The sequence below is a fragment of the Pseudomonas sp. SZ40 genome, assembly GCF_052958135.1.
This window is the reverse complement of the sequence record NZ_JBQWIF010000002.1, coordinates 386,407-404,181: the sequence shown is the minus strand read 5'-3', so window position 1 is coordinate 404,181 and position 17,775 is coordinate 386,407. Positions and strand designations below refer to the sequence as shown.

The 17,775-nt window shown below is 63.8% G+C and carries 14 protein-coding genes; 13 read left to right on the top strand and 1 reads right to left on the bottom strand.

The features are described 5' to 3' along the window. Window positions 1–279: 279 nt before the first annotated feature. The 13 genes from ACT9T4_RS03780 (at window position 280) to ACT9T4_RS03720 (ending at window position 16,439) form a co-directional block, all read left to right on the top strand. Entirely contained in the window at window positions 280–2,049 is a 1,770-nt protein-coding gene (locus ACT9T4_RS03780) for a protein-disulfide reductase DsbD (protein ID WP_082045810.1), read from the top strand. A 120-nt stretch (window positions 2,050–2,169) separates the two neighbouring features. After that, window positions 2,170–2,619 (top strand): type II 3-dehydroquinate dehydratase, encoded by a 450-nt coding sequence (gene aroQ, locus ACT9T4_RS03775; RefSeq protein ID WP_042554517.1) that lies wholly within the window; start codon window positions 2,170–2,172, stop codon window positions 2,617–2,619. 72 nt (window positions 2,620–2,691) lie between these two features. Next, window positions 2,692–3,144, top strand: a complete 453-nt coding sequence (gene accB / locus ACT9T4_RS03770) for an acetyl-CoA carboxylase biotin carboxyl carrier protein (protein ID WP_042554516.1) — start codon at window positions 2,692–2,694, stop codon at window positions 3,142–3,144. 17 nt (window positions 3,145–3,161) lie between these two features. Further along, entirely contained in the window at window positions 3,162–4,517 is a 1,356-nt protein-coding gene (gene accC, locus ACT9T4_RS03765) for an acetyl-CoA carboxylase biotin carboxylase subunit (RefSeq protein WP_042554515.1), read from the top strand. A 51-nt stretch (window positions 4,518–4,568) separates the two neighbouring features. Further along, on the top strand, window positions 4,569–5,429 hold the full coding sequence (locus tag ACT9T4_RS03760) for a hypothetical protein (RefSeq protein WP_499115560.1): 861 nt from the start codon (window positions 4,569–4,571) through the stop codon (window positions 5,427–5,429). Window positions 5,430–5,460: 31 nt separating this feature from the next. Beyond that, on the top strand, window positions 5,461–6,339 hold the full coding sequence (prmA, locus tag ACT9T4_RS03755; protein WP_499115559.1) for a 50S ribosomal protein L11 methyltransferase: 879 nt from the start codon (window positions 5,461–5,463) through the stop codon (window positions 6,337–6,339). A 102-nt stretch (window positions 6,340–6,441) separates the two neighbouring features. Then, window positions 6,442–7,836 (top strand): DUF3426 domain-containing protein, encoded by a 1,395-nt coding sequence (locus ACT9T4_RS03750; protein ID WP_179539757.1) that lies wholly within the window; start codon window positions 6,442–6,444, stop codon window positions 7,834–7,836. Window positions 7,837–8,038: 202 nt separating this feature from the next. After that, window positions 8,039–9,037, top strand: coding sequence for a tRNA dihydrouridine synthase DusB (gene dusB / locus ACT9T4_RS03745; RefSeq protein ID WP_042554511.1), 999 nt, complete (start codon window positions 8,039–8,041; stop codon window positions 9,035–9,037). Next, a complete protein-coding gene (fis, locus tag ACT9T4_RS03740) occupies window positions 9,034–9,354 on the top strand; it encodes a DNA-binding transcriptional regulator Fis (protein WP_042554510.1) in 321 nt (106 codons plus the stop codon). The genes dusB and fis overlap by 4 nt, the downstream gene beginning before the upstream one ends. 74 nt (window positions 9,355–9,428) lie before the next feature. Beyond that, window positions 9,429–11,033, top strand: coding sequence for a bifunctional phosphoribosylaminoimidazolecarboxamide formyltransferase/IMP cyclohydrolase (gene purH / locus ACT9T4_RS03735; protein ID WP_499115557.1), 1,605 nt, complete (start codon window positions 9,429–9,431; stop codon window positions 11,031–11,033). Between the two features lie 197 nt (window positions 11,034–11,230). Continuing rightward, entirely contained in the window at window positions 11,231–12,520 is a 1,290-nt protein-coding gene (gene purD, locus ACT9T4_RS03730; protein WP_042554509.1) for a phosphoribosylamine--glycine ligase, read from the top strand. A gap of 160 nt (window positions 12,521–12,680) precedes the next feature. Continuing rightward, window positions 12,681–15,467, top strand: a complete 2,787-nt coding sequence (locus ACT9T4_RS03725; protein ID WP_499115554.1) for a hybrid sensor histidine kinase/response regulator — start codon at window positions 12,681–12,683, stop codon at window positions 15,465–15,467. Between the two features lie 87 nt (window positions 15,468–15,554). Then, on the top strand, window positions 15,555–16,439 hold the full coding sequence (locus tag ACT9T4_RS03720; protein ID WP_499115552.1) for a LysR family transcriptional regulator: 885 nt from the start codon (window positions 15,555–15,557) through the stop codon (window positions 16,437–16,439). Here ACT9T4_RS03720 and ACT9T4_RS03715 read toward each other — a convergent pair. Further along, the gene (locus ACT9T4_RS03715) at window positions 16,429–17,757 is read right to left on the bottom strand and encodes an NTP/NDP exchange transporter (protein ID WP_179539755.1); all 1,329 of its coding nucleotides are present in this window, start codon (window positions 17,755–17,757) and stop codon (window positions 16,429–16,431) included. The two genes, ACT9T4_RS03720 and ACT9T4_RS03715, sit on opposite strands and share 11 nt — an antisense overlap. Window positions 17,758–17,775 lie beyond the last annotated feature (18 nt).

Here is a 17,775-nt window from a genome sequence, read left to right as displayed (position 1 = left end):
TGTCCGCTGTCGTCTTGGACCTTGCACATACGCGGCCTTATGCCGCACAACTCCCCAGGGGCAGGCGTCCTCAAGCCAGCGAGCTGTAGGGTGGGCTTTAGCCCACCGGATCGAATGTCCGCTGTCGTCTTGGACCTTGCACATACGCGGCCTTATGCCGCACGGTCATCCGCCAGAGCGGACCGATCCGGGCTGGCGCAACCGTCACTTACAGCACGCCCCATGGCATGCGGCGCTGGCTCCGTTATGATGGCGCGATTCACGCCGTACGAGATCCCCATGCCACGTTTCCTCTGCCTGCTGCTGTTGCTCGTCGCTCTGCCTGCCAGCGCTGGCGTTTTCGACAGCCGCCCGAATGCCGCGCCGCTCGGCCAGGCGCTGAACAACAGCGACGATTTCCTGCCCGTGCGCGAGGCATTCAAACTGAGCCTGGTGAGCAGTTCGCCAACCTCGGCGACCGTGCGCTTCGTCGCGGCCGAGGGTTATTACCTCTATCGCCACCAGTTCAAGTTCAAGGTCGAGCCTGCTGCGCTTGCTGGCGCTGCCGTGAACGTGCCGGAAGGTCTGCACAAGAACGACCAGTACTTTGGCGACGTGCAGGTGTTCTACGAGGTGCTGGATGTCGACGTGCCGCTCGACAATCCGGACAATCGCCCTCTCAACATCGCCGTCACCTACCAGGGCTGCGCCGACAAGGGCCTGTGTTACCCGCCGGAAACCGAGACACTGGCCATCAATGGCGGGGTTGATGGTTCGAGCGGCGAAGCGTTGCCGAGCAAAACTGGCTGGAGCTGGGTGGACCTGGCGCTGATGTTCGCGGCTGGCCTGACGCTGACCTTCACACCCTGCGTGCTGCCCATGCTGCCGATCCTGTCCGGCGTGGTGCTGCGCGGCCGCCCGAGCAGAAGCCGTGGGCTGGCGCTGTCGCTGGCCTACGTGCTGCCGATGGCTGCCTGTTATGCCGCGCTCGGCGCCCTGATGGGGCTGTTCGGCGCCAAGCTCAATTTGCAGGCGATGCTGCAATCACCCTGGATTCTGGTGCCATTCGCGCTGTTCTTCGCGTTGTTCGCGGTGGCCATGTTCGGCGTCTTCGAACTGCGCCTGCCGGCCTTCATTCGTGAGCGCCTGGACCGCAAGGCCGCACAGACCCAGGGCGGCACCCTGGCCGGCGCGGCGACCCTGGGGGTGCTTTCCAGCCTGATCGTGTCCCCCTGCATCACCGCGCCATTCACCGCGTTGCTGCTCTATATCAGTAGCACGGGGGATGCCGTTGGTGGCGCGTTGCAGCTGTTCGCTCTCGGTTTGGGCATGGGCACGCCGCTGGTGATCTTCGCAGCGGGCGGCGGCGCACTGCTGCCCAAATCCGGTACCTGGATGGTCGCCGTGCGCAACGCCTTTGGCGTGATGCTGCTGGCAGTCTCGGTGTGGCTGCTCGAGCGGGTGCTGCCCGGTCACCTGTCGCTGGCGCTGTGGGGCCTGCTGGCCGCAGGCGTCGCGCTGTTCCTTGGCACGCTGGAGTTCACGCCCAAGACCCCGCGGGGCAAACTGGCTCAACTCGTGGGGCTGGCCTTGCTGCTCTACGCCCTGGCAGCCTGGACAGGAGCCCTGCAAGGCCGCGACGACCCGCTGCGACCGCTGGGCAGCGGTTTGCCTGGCGCCTCGCAGAGCAGCGCGACGGCTGGCAGCTGGCAAACCGTCAGCACCCCCGCCGAACTGGATGCTGCCCTGGCGCAGGCCAAGGGCGCAGGCCAGCCATTGCTGCTCGATTGGTACGCAGACTGGTGCATCAGCTGCAAGAAGATCGAGCGCGAGGTATTCAATTCGCCACAGGTAGGCCCGCAACTGGCCGACTATCATTTGCTGCGTTTCGACATGACCGACAGCACGGCGGCCCAACGTGCACTGCTCGATCGCTACCAACTGTTCGGCCCGCCAGCTATCCAGATGTTCGACGGCAGCGGCGAGGAATTGCACGACCTGCGGGTGGTCGGCGAGATCGACGCAGCTGCATTTTCCGAACGCCTGGGCCGGGCACGAGAACGATTTTAAGCAATTCGGTCACATATCCGGCCAACCCTGCACGGATCGTGCTGACTACTCCCGAAAACTGGACAGCCCTACGGCAACTCTGGCAGAGTCCGCGCAGCTAAAAAGAAGGAAGCCCGGATCATGTCGACCCTACTGGTTTTGCACGGCCCCAATTTGAACCTGCTCGGCACCCGAGAACCCGGTACCTATGGCGCCACGACCCTCGAGCAGATCAATCTCGACCTCGAGCAACGTGCCCGCGAGGCCGGCCATCACCTGCTGTATCTGCAGAGCAATGCCGAGTATGAACTGATCGACCGCATCCACGCTGCCAGAGGCGAAGGCGTCGACTTCATCATCATCAACCCGGCCGCCTTCACTCACACCAGCGTCGCATTACGTGACGCGTTGCTGGCGGTGAGCATCCCATTCATCGAAGTGCACCTCTCCAATGTGCACAAGCGCGAGCCTTTCCGGCATCACTCCTACTTCTCCGACGTGGCGGTGGGCGTGATCTGCGGTCTCGGCGCCAGCGGTTATCGGCTGGCCCTCGAGGCGGCCCTGGAAAACCTGGCGAGCAAAAACACCTGAAACCGACGCCATGATGCGGCGGTTCATTCGCACAACTTGAACGACCCTGACCAGACTGGGAGTTGAACACCTATGGATATTCGCAAAGTCAAAAAACTGATCGAGCTGCTGGAAGAGTCCGGCATCGACGAACTGGAAATCAAGGAAGGCGAAGAGTCCGTACGCATCAGCCGTCACGGCAAGCAACCGGCCTACGTCCAGCCTACCTATGCGCCGGCCCCTGCTCCAGTCGCTGCCGCCGCTCCGGCTGCCGCTGCCGAAGCCGCCGCTCCGGCCGCTGCCAAACTGAACGGCACCGTCGTACGTTCGCCGATGGTCGGTACCTTCTACCGCGCCGCTTCGCCAACCTCGGGCAACTTCGTTGAAGTTGGCTCGACCGTGAAGAAAGGCGACATCCTCTGCATCGTCGAAGCGATGAAGATGATGAACCACATCGAGGCCGAAACCAGCGGCACGATCGAATCCATCCTGGGCGAGAACGGCCAGCCGGTGGAATACGATCAACCGCTGTTCACCATCGTCTGATGCACGGGGAACCCGTAATGCAGAAGCTGGAAAAAGTTCTGATCGCCAACCGTGGCGAGATCGCCCTGCGCATCCTGCGTGCCTGCAAGGAGCTGGGCATCAAGACCGTCGCCGTGCACTCCACCGCCGACCGCGAACTGATGCACCTGGCCCTGGCCGACGAGTCCGTCTGTATCGGCCCGGCACCCGGCAACCTGTCGTACCTGAACATCCCGGCGATCATCAGTGCCGCGGAAGTTACCGGCGCGACCGCCATCCACCCTGGCTACGGCTTCCTCGCGGAAAACGCCGATTTCGCCGAGCAGGTGGAAAATTCCGGTTTTGCCTTCATTGGCCCGAAAGCCACCACCATTCGCCTGATGGGTGACAAGGTTTCCGCCAAGCACGCCATGATCAAGGCCGGTGTCCCCGTGGTGCCCGGCTCTGACGGTCCATTGCCGGAAGACGACGCAACCGCCCTGGCCATCGCCCGCGAGGTCGGTTACCCGGTGATCATCAAGGCCGCTGGCGGCGGCGGTGGTCGCGGCATGCGCGTGGTCTGGAAAGAAGAGGACCTGATCAAATCGGCCCGCCTGACCCGCAGCGAAGCCGGCTCGGTGTTCGGCAATCCGATGGTCTATCTGGAGAAGTTCCTCGGCAATCCGCGTCACGTGGAAGTCCAGGTGCTGTCCGACGGCCAGGGCAACGCCATCCACCTCTATGACCGCGACTGCTCGCTGCAGCGCCGTCACCAGAAGGTACTGGAAGAAGCTCCGGCGCCGATGATCGACGAAACCGCCCGTGCCGAAGTGCTGCAACGGTGCGTCGATGCCTGCATCGAAATCGGCTACCGCGGTGCTGGCACCTTCGAGTTCCTCTATGAAGACGGTCGTTTCTACTTCATCGAGATGAACACTCGCGTGCAGGTCGAGCACCCGGTCACCGAAATGGTCACCGGTATCGACATCGTCAAGGAGATGCTCAGCATCGCCGCTGGCAACAAGCTGTCGTACAAGCAGGAAGACGTGAAGCTTCTGGGCCATGCCCTGGAGTGCCGCATCAACGCCGAAGACCCGGATACCTTCATGCCCTGCCCGGGCAAGGTGAAGCACTTCCATGCCCCAGGCGGCTTTGGCGTACGTGTCGACTCGCACCTGTACAGCGGCTACTCGGTACCGCCGAACTACGATTCGCTGATCGGCAAGCTGATCACCTACGGCACCACCCGTGACGAGGCCCTGGCCCGCATGCGTAATGCCCTGGAAGAAATCGTCGTCGATGGCATCAAGACCAACGTGCCCCTGCACCGCAATCTGGTGGTGGACAAGGGCTTCTGCGAAGGTGGCGTGAATATCCACTACCTGGAAAAGAAACTGGGTATGGACAAGCACTAAACCAGAAGGGCCGCGCAATGCGGCCCTTTTCCATTCCCTCAGGTATACCAGATGTCGCTCAAGAGCCGCTGCCAGTCCATCTCCAGCGCCTTTGGCGAAGCCACCATCTGCCTGGCGCTTGCAGTGCGCAGCAGCCTCGGCCTCGGCGTACTGACGCGCTCCTGCGGCCTTTGCCTGCTGGCGTTCGGCCTGTGGACCTGGCTGTTCTACGCTCAGTTCGAAGTAATCGCCCAGCTTGCCGGCATGCTCTCGCTGTTCATCGTCATGGGCGCTGCGGTTCTGGGCTTGCTTCCGGGCATGGGCGGCGCCGGTGCTGCCAGCCTGACCGGCATGGCTGGTATTGCTCCTGCCCTGGGGATGCTGGTGCTGTATGCCGGGCTGCTGACACTGGCCATGATCTGCACGCTCTACATCGCCTTGATCGTGATAAGCATCCGCCTGGCCTTGCGCTGGGTGCTGATGGACAGCCTGCGCGAGCGCGCCTTGCGCCATTATCCGACGCTGGCCCTGCGCCAGGCACAGCCGAGTCAGCGGCTGCATGGCGCCCGCTACCATATCGGCCCCTGGCTGGGCCTGAGCGTCGGTACCGTGCTGTGCCTGCTGATACCACTGGTAAATGGCGTGCTGCTGCTCCTGCTGCTGGCTTACCTGAACGTACGCTTCCTGATACCCGCCGCGCTGTCCGACCTTGCCAACGGCAGCGAACAGATGCACGCGGTTCGGCAGCAACGCGGTGCCATGACAGCATTCGGCCTGTTGATTCTGCTGATCGCGCCAGTGCCGGGCATCAACCTGCTGCTCCCCGCATTGCTCGGTGCTGGCTCATGCCACCTTGCCTACCGCGGCTTGCTACGCGCAGAGCTCCCGGCTGGCGTGGTCGAGACGCCTCAAGTAAGCTTGCCGCCGCCATAAAGGTTCAACGTCACGTCTTCGAGGTTTCTCCATGCCCTGGTTACAAGTCCGTCTCGCCATCACTCCCGAGCAGGCGCCAACCTATGAAGACGCCCTGCTGGAAGTTGGCGCGGTATCGGTAACCTTCATGGATGCCGAGGATCAGCCGATTTTCGAGCCGGATCTGGGCACCACGCCGCTGTGGAGCAACACCCATCTGCTGGCCCTGTTCGAGGCCGACACCGACGCCGAGGCCCTGAGCGCGCACTTGCGACTGCTGACCGGTGGCGAGCTGCCCGAACATCACTTCGAGGTGATCGCCGATCAGGACTGGGAGCGCAGCTGGATGGACGGATTCGCGCCGATGCGTTTCGGTCAGCGCCTGTGGATCGTGCCGAGCTGGCACGAAGCACCGGAGCCGGACGCGGTCAATCTGCTGCTCGATCCCGGCCTGGCCTTCGGTACCGGTACCCACCCGACTACCTCACTGTGCCTGCAATGGCTCGACGCCCAGAAACTGGACGGTTGCAGCGTGCTGGATTTCGGTTGCGGCTCGGGCATCCTCGCCATCGCCGCGCTGCTGCTCGGCGCCCCCCGCGCAGTCGGCACCGACATCGATCCGCAGGCTCTGGAGGCCTCCCGCGACAATGCCGGGCGCAACGGCATCGCCGAGGAGCGCTTTCCGGTCTACCTGCCGGCCGACCTGCCTCAGGAGCCAGCCGATGTGGTGGTGGCCAACATTCTCGCCGGGCCACTGGTCAGCCTGGCGCCGCAGATTACCCGCCTGGTGAAAAGCGGCGGCCGCCTGGCACTGTCCGGCATTCTTGCCGAACAGGCCGACGAAGTGCGCGCCGCCTACGAAGCCGACTTCGCGCTCGACCCGACCGCGACTCAGGATAGCTGGGTGCGCATCAGCGGCGTTCGTCGCTAAGCCCACTGCCGCGTTGCAGGCGCGGCACTTAATGCTGCTTTTGCAATCTGTTGGGTTAGACTAACGCCCCGTTTTCGCCACCCCGCGGCCCTCGGATTACGCATGACCGAAAGTTTCGTCACCCAATGCCCGAACTGCAGCACCAGCTTCCGCGTGAATCTGGTGCAACTCGGTATTGCCCAGGGCTCGGTGCGCTGCGGCGCCTGCCTGCAGGTGTTCAATGCGGCGCGCCAGTTGCGCGAGCAGGGTCACAACATCCCGGACATGCGAGCGGCTGCGCCTGCGGCGCCAAAAGCCGCACCACCTGCACCTGCACCTGCACCTGCACCTGCACCTGCACCTGCACCTGCACCTGCAATCAGCATTGCGCCAGAAACGCCGCCTCCCGCCAAGCCCGGCAAGCTCGACGACGAAACCCTGTGGATCCACGACGACCTGGACCTCGATGATCTGGATCTGGACGAGGAGCTGGCCAAGCTCGAAGCTCAGGAACAGCAGTTGTCCAGGCAGTTTCTCGAACTCGACCAGCCCTCGCGACAGACGCCGCGCTTCGACCAGGCGGAAGATGACGATGAGCCGGCCGAGGACGAGCGCTGGGCCGAAGCCTTGCTGCGCGACGACCCACCCGTCAGCAAGCTGGAGCTGGAGCCGCTGAGCGAACAACCACCTCTGCAGTCGCCGGATTTCGGCCAGCCGCCACCGCCAAGCAGCCATGTGCCTGACGATATGCCGCCGATCCCGAAGACGCCCGGTATCCGCGATCTGATCGATGCTCCGGTGAAACGCGGCACGGCCCGCGACGATGCCGAGCCGGCCTTCAGCCTGAGTGCGCAACGCGATGAAGAACCTGCCGCCATCGAGCCTGAGCCCCAGGACGAGGATCTGGATGCGCCACCGCCCCCCAGGCAGAAGAAGGCCCAGCGCGCACCGCGCAGCGAACCCAATCTGCGCAACGATGCGCTGTTCGAGCTCGAAGAAGAGCCGCTGCAACTGGATTGGCGCCCGCCGCGCAAGCCCTGGGGCCGCTGGATTGGCTGGGGACTGCTGAATCTGCTGGCCGCTACCGCACTGGCCGGGCAATACGTGATCTATCACTACGCCGAGCTGGCGCGCCAGGATCAGTACCGCCCCTGGTTCGAACAGGCCTGCCCGGTGATCGGCTGCACCCTGCCATCGAAGGTCGATATCGAGCAGATCAAGAGCAGCAATCTGGTGGTGCGCAGCCACCCGGAATTCAGCGGAGCACTGGTCGTCGACGCGATCCTCTACAATCGTGCGCCCTTCTCCCAGCCATTCCCTCTGCTGGAAATGCGCTTCGCCGATCTCAACGGCCAACTGATCGCCAGCCGCCGCTTCAAACCCAGCGAATACCTGGCGGGTGAACTGGCCGGTCAGGCGGAAATGCCCCCACAAACGCCGATCCATATCGCCCTCGACATCCTCGACCCAGGCGCTCGCGCGGTGAACTACAGCCTCAACTTCCACTCGCCGGAGTAGCCGCGGCCAGCCGATGGACGGCTGCCGGCGAGCGGGCGTCTGCGACGCGGCAAGCAGGCAGCGCGACGGCAGACCACAGGTCAACTGTTCAGATTTTGTTCAAAACCACCTTTATCCGGTCATTCAGAGCGGGTATGATCTCCACCCTTTTTCGCACTCTCCTACTGGCCTCAACAGCACGTCTCTTGAGCAGGGAAGCCCTATGTCGGCGCTAAGCATCGGCCCCTATACATTGCCCAATCGACTGATCCTGGCCCCCATGGCCGGCGTCACCGATCAGCCGTTCCGACAGCTCTGCCGCCGCCTTGGCGCCGGCATGGTGGTGTCGGAGATGGTCACCAGCGATGTGCGCCTGTGGAATACGCGCAAGTCGAGCCTGCGCATGATCCACAGCGGCGATCCGGAGCCACGCTCCGTGCAGATCGCCGGCGGGGACCCGCAGATGCTCGCCGAGGCAGCACGGGCCAATGTGCAACTGGGCGCCCAGATCATCGACATCAACATGGGCTGCCCGGCCAAGAAGGTCTGCAACAAGGCCGCCGGCTCCGCCCTGCTCAAGGATCAGCCACTGGTGCAAGCGATCCTCGAGGCCGTGGTAGCCGCGGTAGACGTCCCGGTCACGCTGAAGATCCGCACCGGCTGGGACAGACAGAACAAGAACGGTGTCGACGTGGCACGTATCGCCGAACAATGCGGCATCGTCGCCCTGGCGGTACATGGCCGTACCCGCGCCGACCTGTACACCGGCGAAGCGGAGTACGACACCATTGCCGCCATCAAGCAGGCAGTGTCCATCCCGGTATTGGCCAATGGCGATATCGACTCACCGGAAAAGGCCGCCCACGTGCTGGCCGCCACCGGTGCCGATGGTCTGCTGATCGGCAGGGCTGCCCAGGGGCGCCCATGGATTTTCAGAGAAATAGAGCATTACCTGCGCACCGGTGCCCATTGCCCCGCCCCGGCGCTGACCGAAATTGAACGCATCCTGCTCGAGCACCTGGCCGCCCTCCACGCCTTCTATGGCGATGTGATGGGTGTGCGCATCGCCCGCAAGCACGTTGGCTGGTACCTCGCGACGCTACCCGGCGCCCGTGAGTTCCGAGCCGAGTTCAATCGTCTGGACAGCCAGGAGGCGCAGTGTGCAAGCGTTCGCCAGTTCTTCGGTGATCGCTACAACGACGACGAAGGGGTGGCCGCATGACAATGTTGAACGAGACTTTAGGAAGTGGGATTGCACCCGTGAGCGACAACGCCAGTTTGAAACAGCACCTCAACACGCCGAGCGAAGAAGGCCAGACCCTGCGCGGCAGTGTCGAGAAAGCCCTGCACAACTACTTCGCCCACCTCGAAGGTGCGGACGTCACCGACGTCTACAATCTGGTGCTCACCGAAGTTGAAGCCCCACTGCTGGAAACCGTCATGAACTACGTGAAGGGTAACCAGACCAAAGCCTCCGAGCTGCTCGGCCTGAACCGCGGCACCCTGCGCAAGAAGCTCAAGCAGTACGACCTGCTGTGACCCTGCATTCCCGGAAAGGGCGGCTCTAACGAAGCCGCCTTTTTTGCTAATACTCTGCTCTGATGGACGCTGAAATGACCGACCAGACCACCCGCCTCCCCGTCCGCCGCGCGCTGATCAGCGTGTCCGACAAGACCGGCATCCTCGAATTCGCCCGCGAGCTCGTTGCCCTCAACGTGGAAATCCTCTCCACCGGGGGCACCTACAAGCTGCTCAAGGACAATGGCGTGGCGGCAGTGGAAGTGGCCGATTACACCGGTTTTCCGGAGATGATGGACGGCCGGGTGAAGACCCTGCACCCGAAGATCCACGGCGGCATCCTTGGCCGTCGCGCCCTCGATGGTGCGGTGATGGACGAGCACGGCATCAAGCCGATCGACCTGGTGGCCGTCAACCTGTACCCCTTCGCCGCCACCGTGGCCAAGCCTGGCTGTGACCTGGCCGACGCCATCGAGAACATCGATATCGGCGGCCCGACCATGGTGCGTTCGGCTGCGAAGAACCACAAGGACGTGGCCATCGTGGTCAATGCCGGTGACTACGCCGCGATCGTCGAGTCCCTGAAGGCCGGTGGTCTGAGCTACGCCCAGCGCTTCGACCTGGCCCTGAAAGCCTTCGAGCACACCGCTGCCTATGACGGCATGATCGCCAACTACCTGGGCACCATCGAACAGAGTCGCGACACCCTGAGCACTGCCGACCGCAACCTGTTCCCGCGCACCTTCAACACGCAATTCATCAAGGCGCAGGACATGCGCTACGGTGAGAACCCGCACCAGAAAGCCGCCTTCTACGTCGAGCATGCCGACGAAGCCTGCGTGGCCACTGCCATTCAGTTGCAGGGTAAGGAACTGTCGTTCAACAACGTGGCGGATACCGACGCTGCGCTGGAATGCGTGAAGAGCTTCGTCAAGCCGGCCTGCGTGATCGTCAAGCACGCCAACCCCTGCGGCGTTGCCGTGGTGCCGGAAAACGAAGGCGGTATCCGCAAGGCCTACGACCTGGCCTATGCCACCGACACCGAGTCGGCATTCGGCGGCATCATCGCCTTCAACCGAGAGCTGGATGGCGAAACCGCCAAGGCCATCGTCGAGCGCCAGTTCGTCGAAGTGATCATCGCCCCGAAAATCAGCGCTGCTGCCCGTGAAGTGGTCGCCGCCAAAGCCAACGTGCGCCTGCTCGAGTGCGGCGAATGGCCGGCCGAGCGTGCTGCTGGCTGGGACTTCAAGCGCGTCAACGGTGGCCTGCTGGTGCAGAGCCGCGATATCGGCATGATCACTGCCGCTGATCTGAAGATCGTCACCCAGCGCGCACCGAGCGAGCAGGAAGTACATGACCTGATCTTCGCCTGGAAAGTAGCCAAGTTCGTCAAATCCAACGCCATCGTCTATGCCAAGAATCGCCAGACCGTCGGCGTCGGCGCCGGCCAGATGAGCCGCGTCAACTCCGCGCGCATCGCCGCCATCAAGGCTGAACACGCCGGCCTGCCGGTTCCAGGCGCGGTGATGGCCTCCGACGCCTTCTTCCCGTTCCGCGACGGCATCGACAATGCCGCCAAGGCCGGCATCACCGCGGTGATCCAGCCAGGCGGTTCGATGCGCGACAACGAAGTGATCGCCGCCGCCGATGAAGCGGGTATTGCCATGGTGTTCACCGGCATGCGCCACTTTAGACACTAAATCGGCCGCACTGAAACCGGCATCTGCCTCGTTGCCCCGGGTTTCGCCATGCTCATTGCCACCAGGCAACTCCGCTTGTCGAAACCCAGGGCGCCTGGCATCTACCGGCTTCATCGCAGCCTCGCAATTCGTAGGGTGGATAACGCTTCGCTTATCCACCGCGCGGGCTCAAGGCCCGCCTCCATAGGGAGAGAGACATGAACGTATTGATCATCGGCAGCGGCGGTCGTGAACACGCCCTGGCCTGGAAAGTGGCGCAGGACAAGCGTGTCGAGAAAGTCTTCATCGCCCCGGGCAACGCCGGCACCGCCACCGAAGCCAAATGCGAGAACGTCGCCATCGACGTCCTGGACATTCAGGCGCTGGCCGATTTCGCCGAGCAAAACGTACAGCTGACCATCGTCGGCCCGGAAGCCCCGCTGGTCAAAGGCGTGGTCGATCTGTTCCGTACCCGCAAGCTGGATATCTTCGGCCCCACCGCCGCAGCCGCCCAACTGGAAGGCTCCAAGGCCTTCACCAAGGATTTCCTGGCGCGCCAGAACATCCCTACCGCCGACTACCAGAACTTCACCGAAGTGGAGCCTGCCCTGGCCTACCTGCGTGAAAAAGGCGCACCGATCGTGATCAAGGCCGACGGCCTGGCTGCCGGCAAAGGCGTGATCGTCGCCATGACCCTGCAGGAAGCCGAAGATGCCGTGCGCGACATGCTCGCCGGCAATGCCTTTGGCGAAGCCGGTTCGCGCGTCGTGATCGAGGAATTCCTCGACGGCGAAGAGGCCAGCTTCATCGTCATGGTCGACGGCGAGAACGTGCTGCCGATGGCCACCAGCCAGGACCACAAGCGCGTTGGCGACGCCGACAGTGGCCCGAACACCGGCGGCATGGGTGCTTACTCGCCCGCGCCGGTAGTTACCGCCGACGTTCACAAGCGCGTGATGGACGAAGTCATCTACCCGACCGTGCGCGGCATGGCAGCCGAAGGCAATGTCTATACTGGTTTCCTGTATGCGGGCCTGATGATCGACAAGGCCGGCAAGCCCAAGGTCATCGAATTCAACTGCCGCTTTGGCGACCCGGAAACCCAGCCGATCATGGTTCGCCTGGAGTCCTCCCTGGTGCTGCTGGTTGAGGCGGCCCTGGCCAAGGCACTGGACAAGGTCGAAGCGCGCTGGGATCCACGCCCAACCGTCGGCGTCGTTCTGGCTGCAGGCGGCTACCCTGGCGACTACGCCAAGGGCGACGTGATCGAAGGCCTGGACGACGCCGCTGCGCTCGAAGGCAAGGTGTTCCACGCTGGTACCACGCTGAAGGACGGCCAGATCGTCACGGCTGGCGGCCGCGTGCTCTGCGCCACGGCCATCGGCGCCAGCGTTGCCGACGCCCAGCAGCAGGCCTACCGCCTGGCCGAGAAGATTCGCTGGAACGGCATGTTCCACCGCAACGACATCGGCTATCGCGCGATCGCTCGCGAGCGTGGCGAAAACTGATGTAACAAGACGGCGGCATCAATCGATGCCGCCTGTCGGCAATACCCCGAGGCTCGCGGATCGTCGGCGAGCCCTGGCTGTCAGGATAGCGTCTCCGTGTCATAGTCTGCGCCACCACGGCGGGCTATAATTCAGCGTATAACCTCAAAGGGATTGCCACGTGCGACGGCTCAGGATCGCCATAGGTTTACTCGTCAGCCTGCTGTTGGCCGGTGTCTGCTTTTCGAGCAGCGCGGCGCAGCGAGTCTCGACACCCTATGCGACCGGCTGGTCGGTTTTCGTCGACGAAAGCGCGCAGATGGATCTCGATGACGTGCGCGAGCGGCGCAGTCAGTTCCTCCCCCTCGATAACCTCGCCTTCACCTATCCACCCAGTCAGAAAGCCGTCTGGCTGCGCTTCGACGTGCCCGAACATCAGGCACCGTACTGGCTATGGGTGTTCGCTCCGCGTGTGCAGTTCCTCGATTACTACCTGCTGCAGGGCACCCAGATCGAGCAGAGCGTGCACACCGGCGAGTCGATGCCGCTGAATTCGCGACCACTGCCTTCGCGCGCTTACCTGATGTCCCTGCCCAATGACGGCCAGGCGCGGGAAGTCTATGTGCGGATGACCTCCAACCATCCGCTGATGGCCTGGTTCAAGGTCATCGACGAGAGCGAACTGGTCAGCCTGGAAAAACCCGCCTACCTGTTTGGCGCCCTGCTCGGCGCCCTGCTGCTGGTGGTGGTCTACAACCTGATCCGCTTCGCCTACGCGCGCTCGGCCTGCAGCCTCTGGCTGGCCGGGCTGCACGCAGGCCTGGCAACCTGTGCGGCGGCCAACCTGGGCATGCTCGCGGTCTGGGTGCCGCGCCTGGGGTACAACCAGTCGCTGATCGCCGATATCAGCGCACTGATCGCCGCGTTCTGCCTGTCAGCCTTCGCCCTCGGCTTCTTTCGCAGTACGCCGATGCAGCGCAGCAAGCTCAACTGGCTGCTGCAGGGCCATGCGCTGCTGACCCTGGCGCTGGGCCTGACCATTCTGATCACCGGCCTGCTCTGGTACAGCGCCCTGGTGTATCTGATGGTGTTGCTGGGCACCCTGAGCGTACTGTTGGTCAGCGGCGTGCACTGGCATAACGGTTACCAGTCGGCACGGCTGATCGTCAGTGGCATGGTGGTGTTCAACGTTGGCTTCGGGCTGTTCATCCCCGTTCTGCTCGGTTTCAACCAGCTCGACCCTGGCTGGCTGGTTACCGGGGTGTTCACCATCGCCACGCTCAGCGGCGTGGTGCTCAGCGCCGCGCTGGCCGAACATCAGCGCCAGCTGCAGCGTGCGGCCTCGCGAGCACGCACGGCACTGGCCGCCAATGATGCGGAACTCAAGGCCAAGGCCGAGTTCCTGGCCAAGATCAGCCACGAGATCCGCACGCCCATGAACGGGGTGCTGGGCATGACCGAGCTGCTGCTAGGCACACCGCTGTCGGCGAAACAACGCGACTACGTGCAGACCATTCACAGCTCCGGCAACGAGCTGCTCAATCTGATCAACGAGATTCTCGACATCTCCAAACTGGAGTCCGGGCAGATCGAACTGGACGACGTGCAGTTCGACCTCAACGCCCTGACCGAGGACTGCCTGGACATCTTCCGCGCCAAGGCAGAGCTGCAGAAGATCGAGCTGATCAGTTTCATCCAGCCCCAGGTGCCAAGGATCGTCAGCGGCGACCCGACGCGCCTGCGCCAGACCTTGCTGAGCCTGCTCGACAACGCCTTCAAGCAGACCAGCGAAGGCGAGATTCTCCTGGTGGTGGCGCTCGACACCAGCGGCGAACAACCGCGCCTGCGCTTCGCCGTGCAGGACAGCGGGCACCCGCTCAACGCCAGCGAGCGCGAAGCGCTGCTCAACAGCGAGCTGCAGAGCCGTGACTTCCTGTCGGCCACGCGCCTGGGGGGGCGCCTGGGCCTGATCATCGCCCGTCAGCTGATCCGCCTGATGGGTGGCGAGTTCGGCATCCAGAGCGGCGGCAATCAGGGCTCGACCCTGTGGCTGACCCTGCCACTGGACAACGCCCGCCTGCAGCAGCCGGGTACCGATATCGACGGCACCCTGCAAGGCACCCGCCTGCTGGTGGTGGACGACAACGACACCTGCCGCAAGGTGCTGCTGCAACAGTGCAATGCCTGGGGCATGAACGTCAGCAGCGTACCCTCGGGCAAGGAGGCGCTGGCGCTGCTGCGCACCAAGGCGCACATGCGCGAATACTTCGACGTGGTGCTGCTCGATCAGGAAATGCCCGGCATGAGCGGCATGCAACTGGCGGCGAAGATCAAGGAAGACCCGAGCCTCAACAACGATATCCTGATCATCATGCTTACCGGCATCAGCCATGCGCCAAGCAAGATCATCGCGCGCAATGCCGGCATCAAGCGCATCCTCGCCAAGCCGGTGGCAGGCTACACCCTCAAGGCGACCCTGGCCGACGAGTTGGCCCAACGGCAACATGGCCAGGTACCCAGCACCAGTGCCAGCACCACGACGCTGGTGGTGCCCGACGACTTCCGCATACTGGTCGCCGAGGACAACAGCATTTCCACCAAGGTGATTCGCGGCATGCTCGGCAAGCTCAATGTGCAGCCCGACACGGCGAGCAACGGCGAGGAAGCCCTCAACGCGATGAAGGCACAGCGCTACGATCTGGTATTGATGGACTGCGAGATGCCGGTGCTCGATGGCTTCTCCGCAACCGAACAGCTGCGCGCATGGGAAATCGCCGAGCGCCGCCAGCGCACGCCGGTTGTCGCGCTTACCGCGCACATCCTCAACGAACACAAGGAGCGCGCACGGCTGGTCGGCATGGACGGTCACATGGCCAAGCCGGTGGAAATGTCACAGTTGCGCGACCTGATCGAATACTGGGTGGGCGAGCGCCAGGCCCAGCCTGAAGACGACACCGTCCACTCCTGATTGCACTGCTAGAATTGCGTCAGCGCCCTTGATAAGGGCGCTCTCCACGCGCTTCGCCAGCGCCGCCCAAGCCCCGACGAAGCGCCCATGGATATCAAGCAGCTCAAGTTTCTGATCGCCCTCGACGAGACCCGCCACTTCGGCCAGGCTGCCGCGCGCTGCCACGTGACGCAGCCGACGCTGTCGATGCGCCTGCGCAATCTGGAAGACGAGCTGGGGCTGGAGCTGGTGCGCCGCGGGCAGCGCTTCGAGGGCTTCAGCGCGGAGGGTGAACGCATCCTCGCCTGGGCCCGTAGCCTGATGGCCGCTCACGACGGGCTGTACGCCGAGGCGGCTGCCTGTCGCGGTCAGCTGGTCGGCACCCTGCGCCTCGGCGTGGTGCCGCTGTCCGGCTTCGACCCGATGGACCTGGTGCAACTGTTCGCCGAGCAGCATCCCGGGCTGCGCTTCCAGCTGTTCGCGTTGAGCAGCGACCAGATTCTCGAACGTCTGGGCAGCAATCAGCTCGACCTCGGGCTGTCTTACCTCGACCGTCTCGACCGTGAGCACTTCGACAGCCTGGAGCTGGCTGCGACAAGCATGGGACTGCTGTACGACCGGCGCCACTTCCAGTTCGCGGAAACCACGCTGCGCTGGGAAAGCCTGATCGACCTGCCTCTGGGACTGCTGTCTGCCGGCATGCATTTCCGCCAGTCGATCGACCACAGCTTCCGCTCACGGGGACTGACGCCCCTGCCGAAGCTGGAAACCGATGCCGTTCACCAATTGCTGCAGGCCGTCAGCGCCGGCCTGTGCTGCTCGATCATGCCGCTGCGCAATGGCCTTGCCGAATTCACCAATGAGCTGGTGCTGACGCCCATCGAAGACGCCCATACCCTGGCGCCACTGGGGCTGATCATGCGCCGCAGTGCCCCACGCTCGGCGCTGGCCGAAGCCTGCTTCGCCGAGGCGCGCGAACTGATCAACCTTTGAGCGGAGCCTCGCTGCCCTCGGGCGGCGTCTGCGCACCGGTTTCACCACGATCGGCGCGCCCGCCCAGGTACCAGCCGAGGAGCCCCCAAATGGCCGCGCATAGCGCTCCGATCACCGCGATCAGCGCCACGCCGTAGCCGAGCATGTCGATCAGGCTTTTCGCCCAGCCGCTGACCGCATCACCACCGCGATAGACCACGGTATCGATGAAGTTCTTGGCCTTGTACTTGCTCTCGGCATCCAGAGGCGCGAAGAGCATTTCCCGCCCAGGCCGCACGAACGCGTATTCACCGATGCGCCGTACGATCATCAACCCCGCCAGCACGGCGAAGGTTGGCGCCATGGCCAACGCGAGAAAGCCCACGCACATCAGCACCGGCACCGCCGCCAGCAACGCGCGCACGCCCAGGCGCTGAGCGACCCGACCGGTGATGAACAACTGTGCCAGCAGCGCTCCAGCCTGCACCACGAAGTCGATCAGCCCGAACACCCGCACCTGCTCGTCACGGTCCGGGAACAGCTCGGCCACCAGCCGCGCCTGCTCGAAGTACAGAAAGGTGGTGACCGTGGCAAGCAGGATGACGAAGGCGGATATCCCCAGCAGGTAGGAGGACTGGAACACCCGCGTCATACCGCTGAACGGATTGCCTGCCACCGGTCGCCGTGGATTTTCTGCCTGACTGGCGCCCGGCCGCCCTGCTCCGGCGCGCTCGCGCCAGCCCATCAGGAAATGCTTGAGCGCCAAGGCTCCGGCCAGCAGCAACGCCGCCAGCAACGCCAGGCCACTGGCACCGACAGTGCCGACCAGCAGCGCACTGAGCGCCGGGCCGGCCAGGCCACCGACGCTGGCACCCGCGGCGATGAAGGCGAACAACCGCTTGGCCTGCGGCGAATCGAACACGTCGGCCATCAGGCTCCAGGCCACGGACACCACGAACAGGTTGTAGACCGATATCCACACGTAGAACACCCGCGCCGTCCACAGACTCTCGGCCATGACACTGAACGCCACGGCGAAAGCCAGCAGGTTGAGACAGAAGAAGCCGTAGACCCAATCGATGAAATGGATGCGTGGCACCCTGGAGTTGAGCCAGGCGAACAACGGCACGGCCAGCAACATGACCACGAAGGTGGCAGTGAACAGCCACTGCAGATTCTCCACACCGGCCTGAATACCCATGGACTCACGGATCGGCCGCAGCATGAAGTAGCCGCAGAACAGGCAGAAAAACAGTGCGAAGCCCGCCAGAGCGGCTGCCAGCTCACCGGGCTGTGCATTGATCGCGCGGGCCACGCGCTGCGGCAGAGGAAGGGACATGGCAACGCTCTCGGGGTC

Coding starts and splice junctions, on each gene's coding strand:
- ACT9T4_RS03715 (WP_179539755.1), bottom strand. CDS start 17,757: ATGTCCCTTCCTCTGCCGCAGCGCGTGGCCCGCGCGATCAATGCACAG.
- purH (WP_499115557.1), top strand. CDS start 9,429: ATGACCGACCAGACCACCCGCCTCCCCGTCCGCCGCGCGCTGATCAGC.
- accB (WP_042554516.1), top strand. CDS start 2,692: ATGGATATTCGCAAAGTCAAAAAACTGATCGAGCTGCTGGAAGAGTCC.
- ACT9T4_RS03750 (WP_179539757.1), top strand. CDS start 6,442: ATGACCGAAAGTTTCGTCACCCAATGCCCGAACTGCAGCACCAGCTTC.
- purD (WP_042554509.1), top strand. CDS start 11,231: ATGAACGTATTGATCATCGGCAGCGGCGGTCGTGAACACGCCCTGGCC.
- dusB (WP_042554511.1), top strand. CDS start 8,039: ATGTCGGCGCTAAGCATCGGCCCCTATACATTGCCCAATCGACTGATC.
- ACT9T4_RS03720 (WP_499115552.1), top strand. CDS start 15,555: ATGGATATCAAGCAGCTCAAGTTTCTGATCGCCCTCGACGAGACCCGC.
- ACT9T4_RS03760 (WP_499115560.1), top strand. CDS start 4,569: ATGTCGCTCAAGAGCCGCTGCCAGTCCATCTCCAGCGCCTTTGGCGAA.
- prmA (WP_499115559.1), top strand. CDS start 5,461: ATGCCCTGGTTACAAGTCCGTCTCGCCATCACTCCCGAGCAGGCGCCA.
- fis (WP_042554510.1), top strand. CDS start 9,034: ATGACAATGTTGAACGAGACTTTAGGAAGTGGGATTGCACCCGTGAGC.
- ACT9T4_RS03780 (WP_082045810.1), top strand. CDS start 280: ATGCCACGTTTCCTCTGCCTGCTGCTGTTGCTCGTCGCTCTGCCTGCC.
- aroQ (WP_042554517.1), top strand. CDS start 2,170: ATGTCGACCCTACTGGTTTTGCACGGCCCCAATTTGAACCTGCTCGGC.
- accC (WP_042554515.1), top strand. CDS start 3,162: ATGCAGAAGCTGGAAAAAGTTCTGATCGCCAACCGTGGCGAGATCGCC.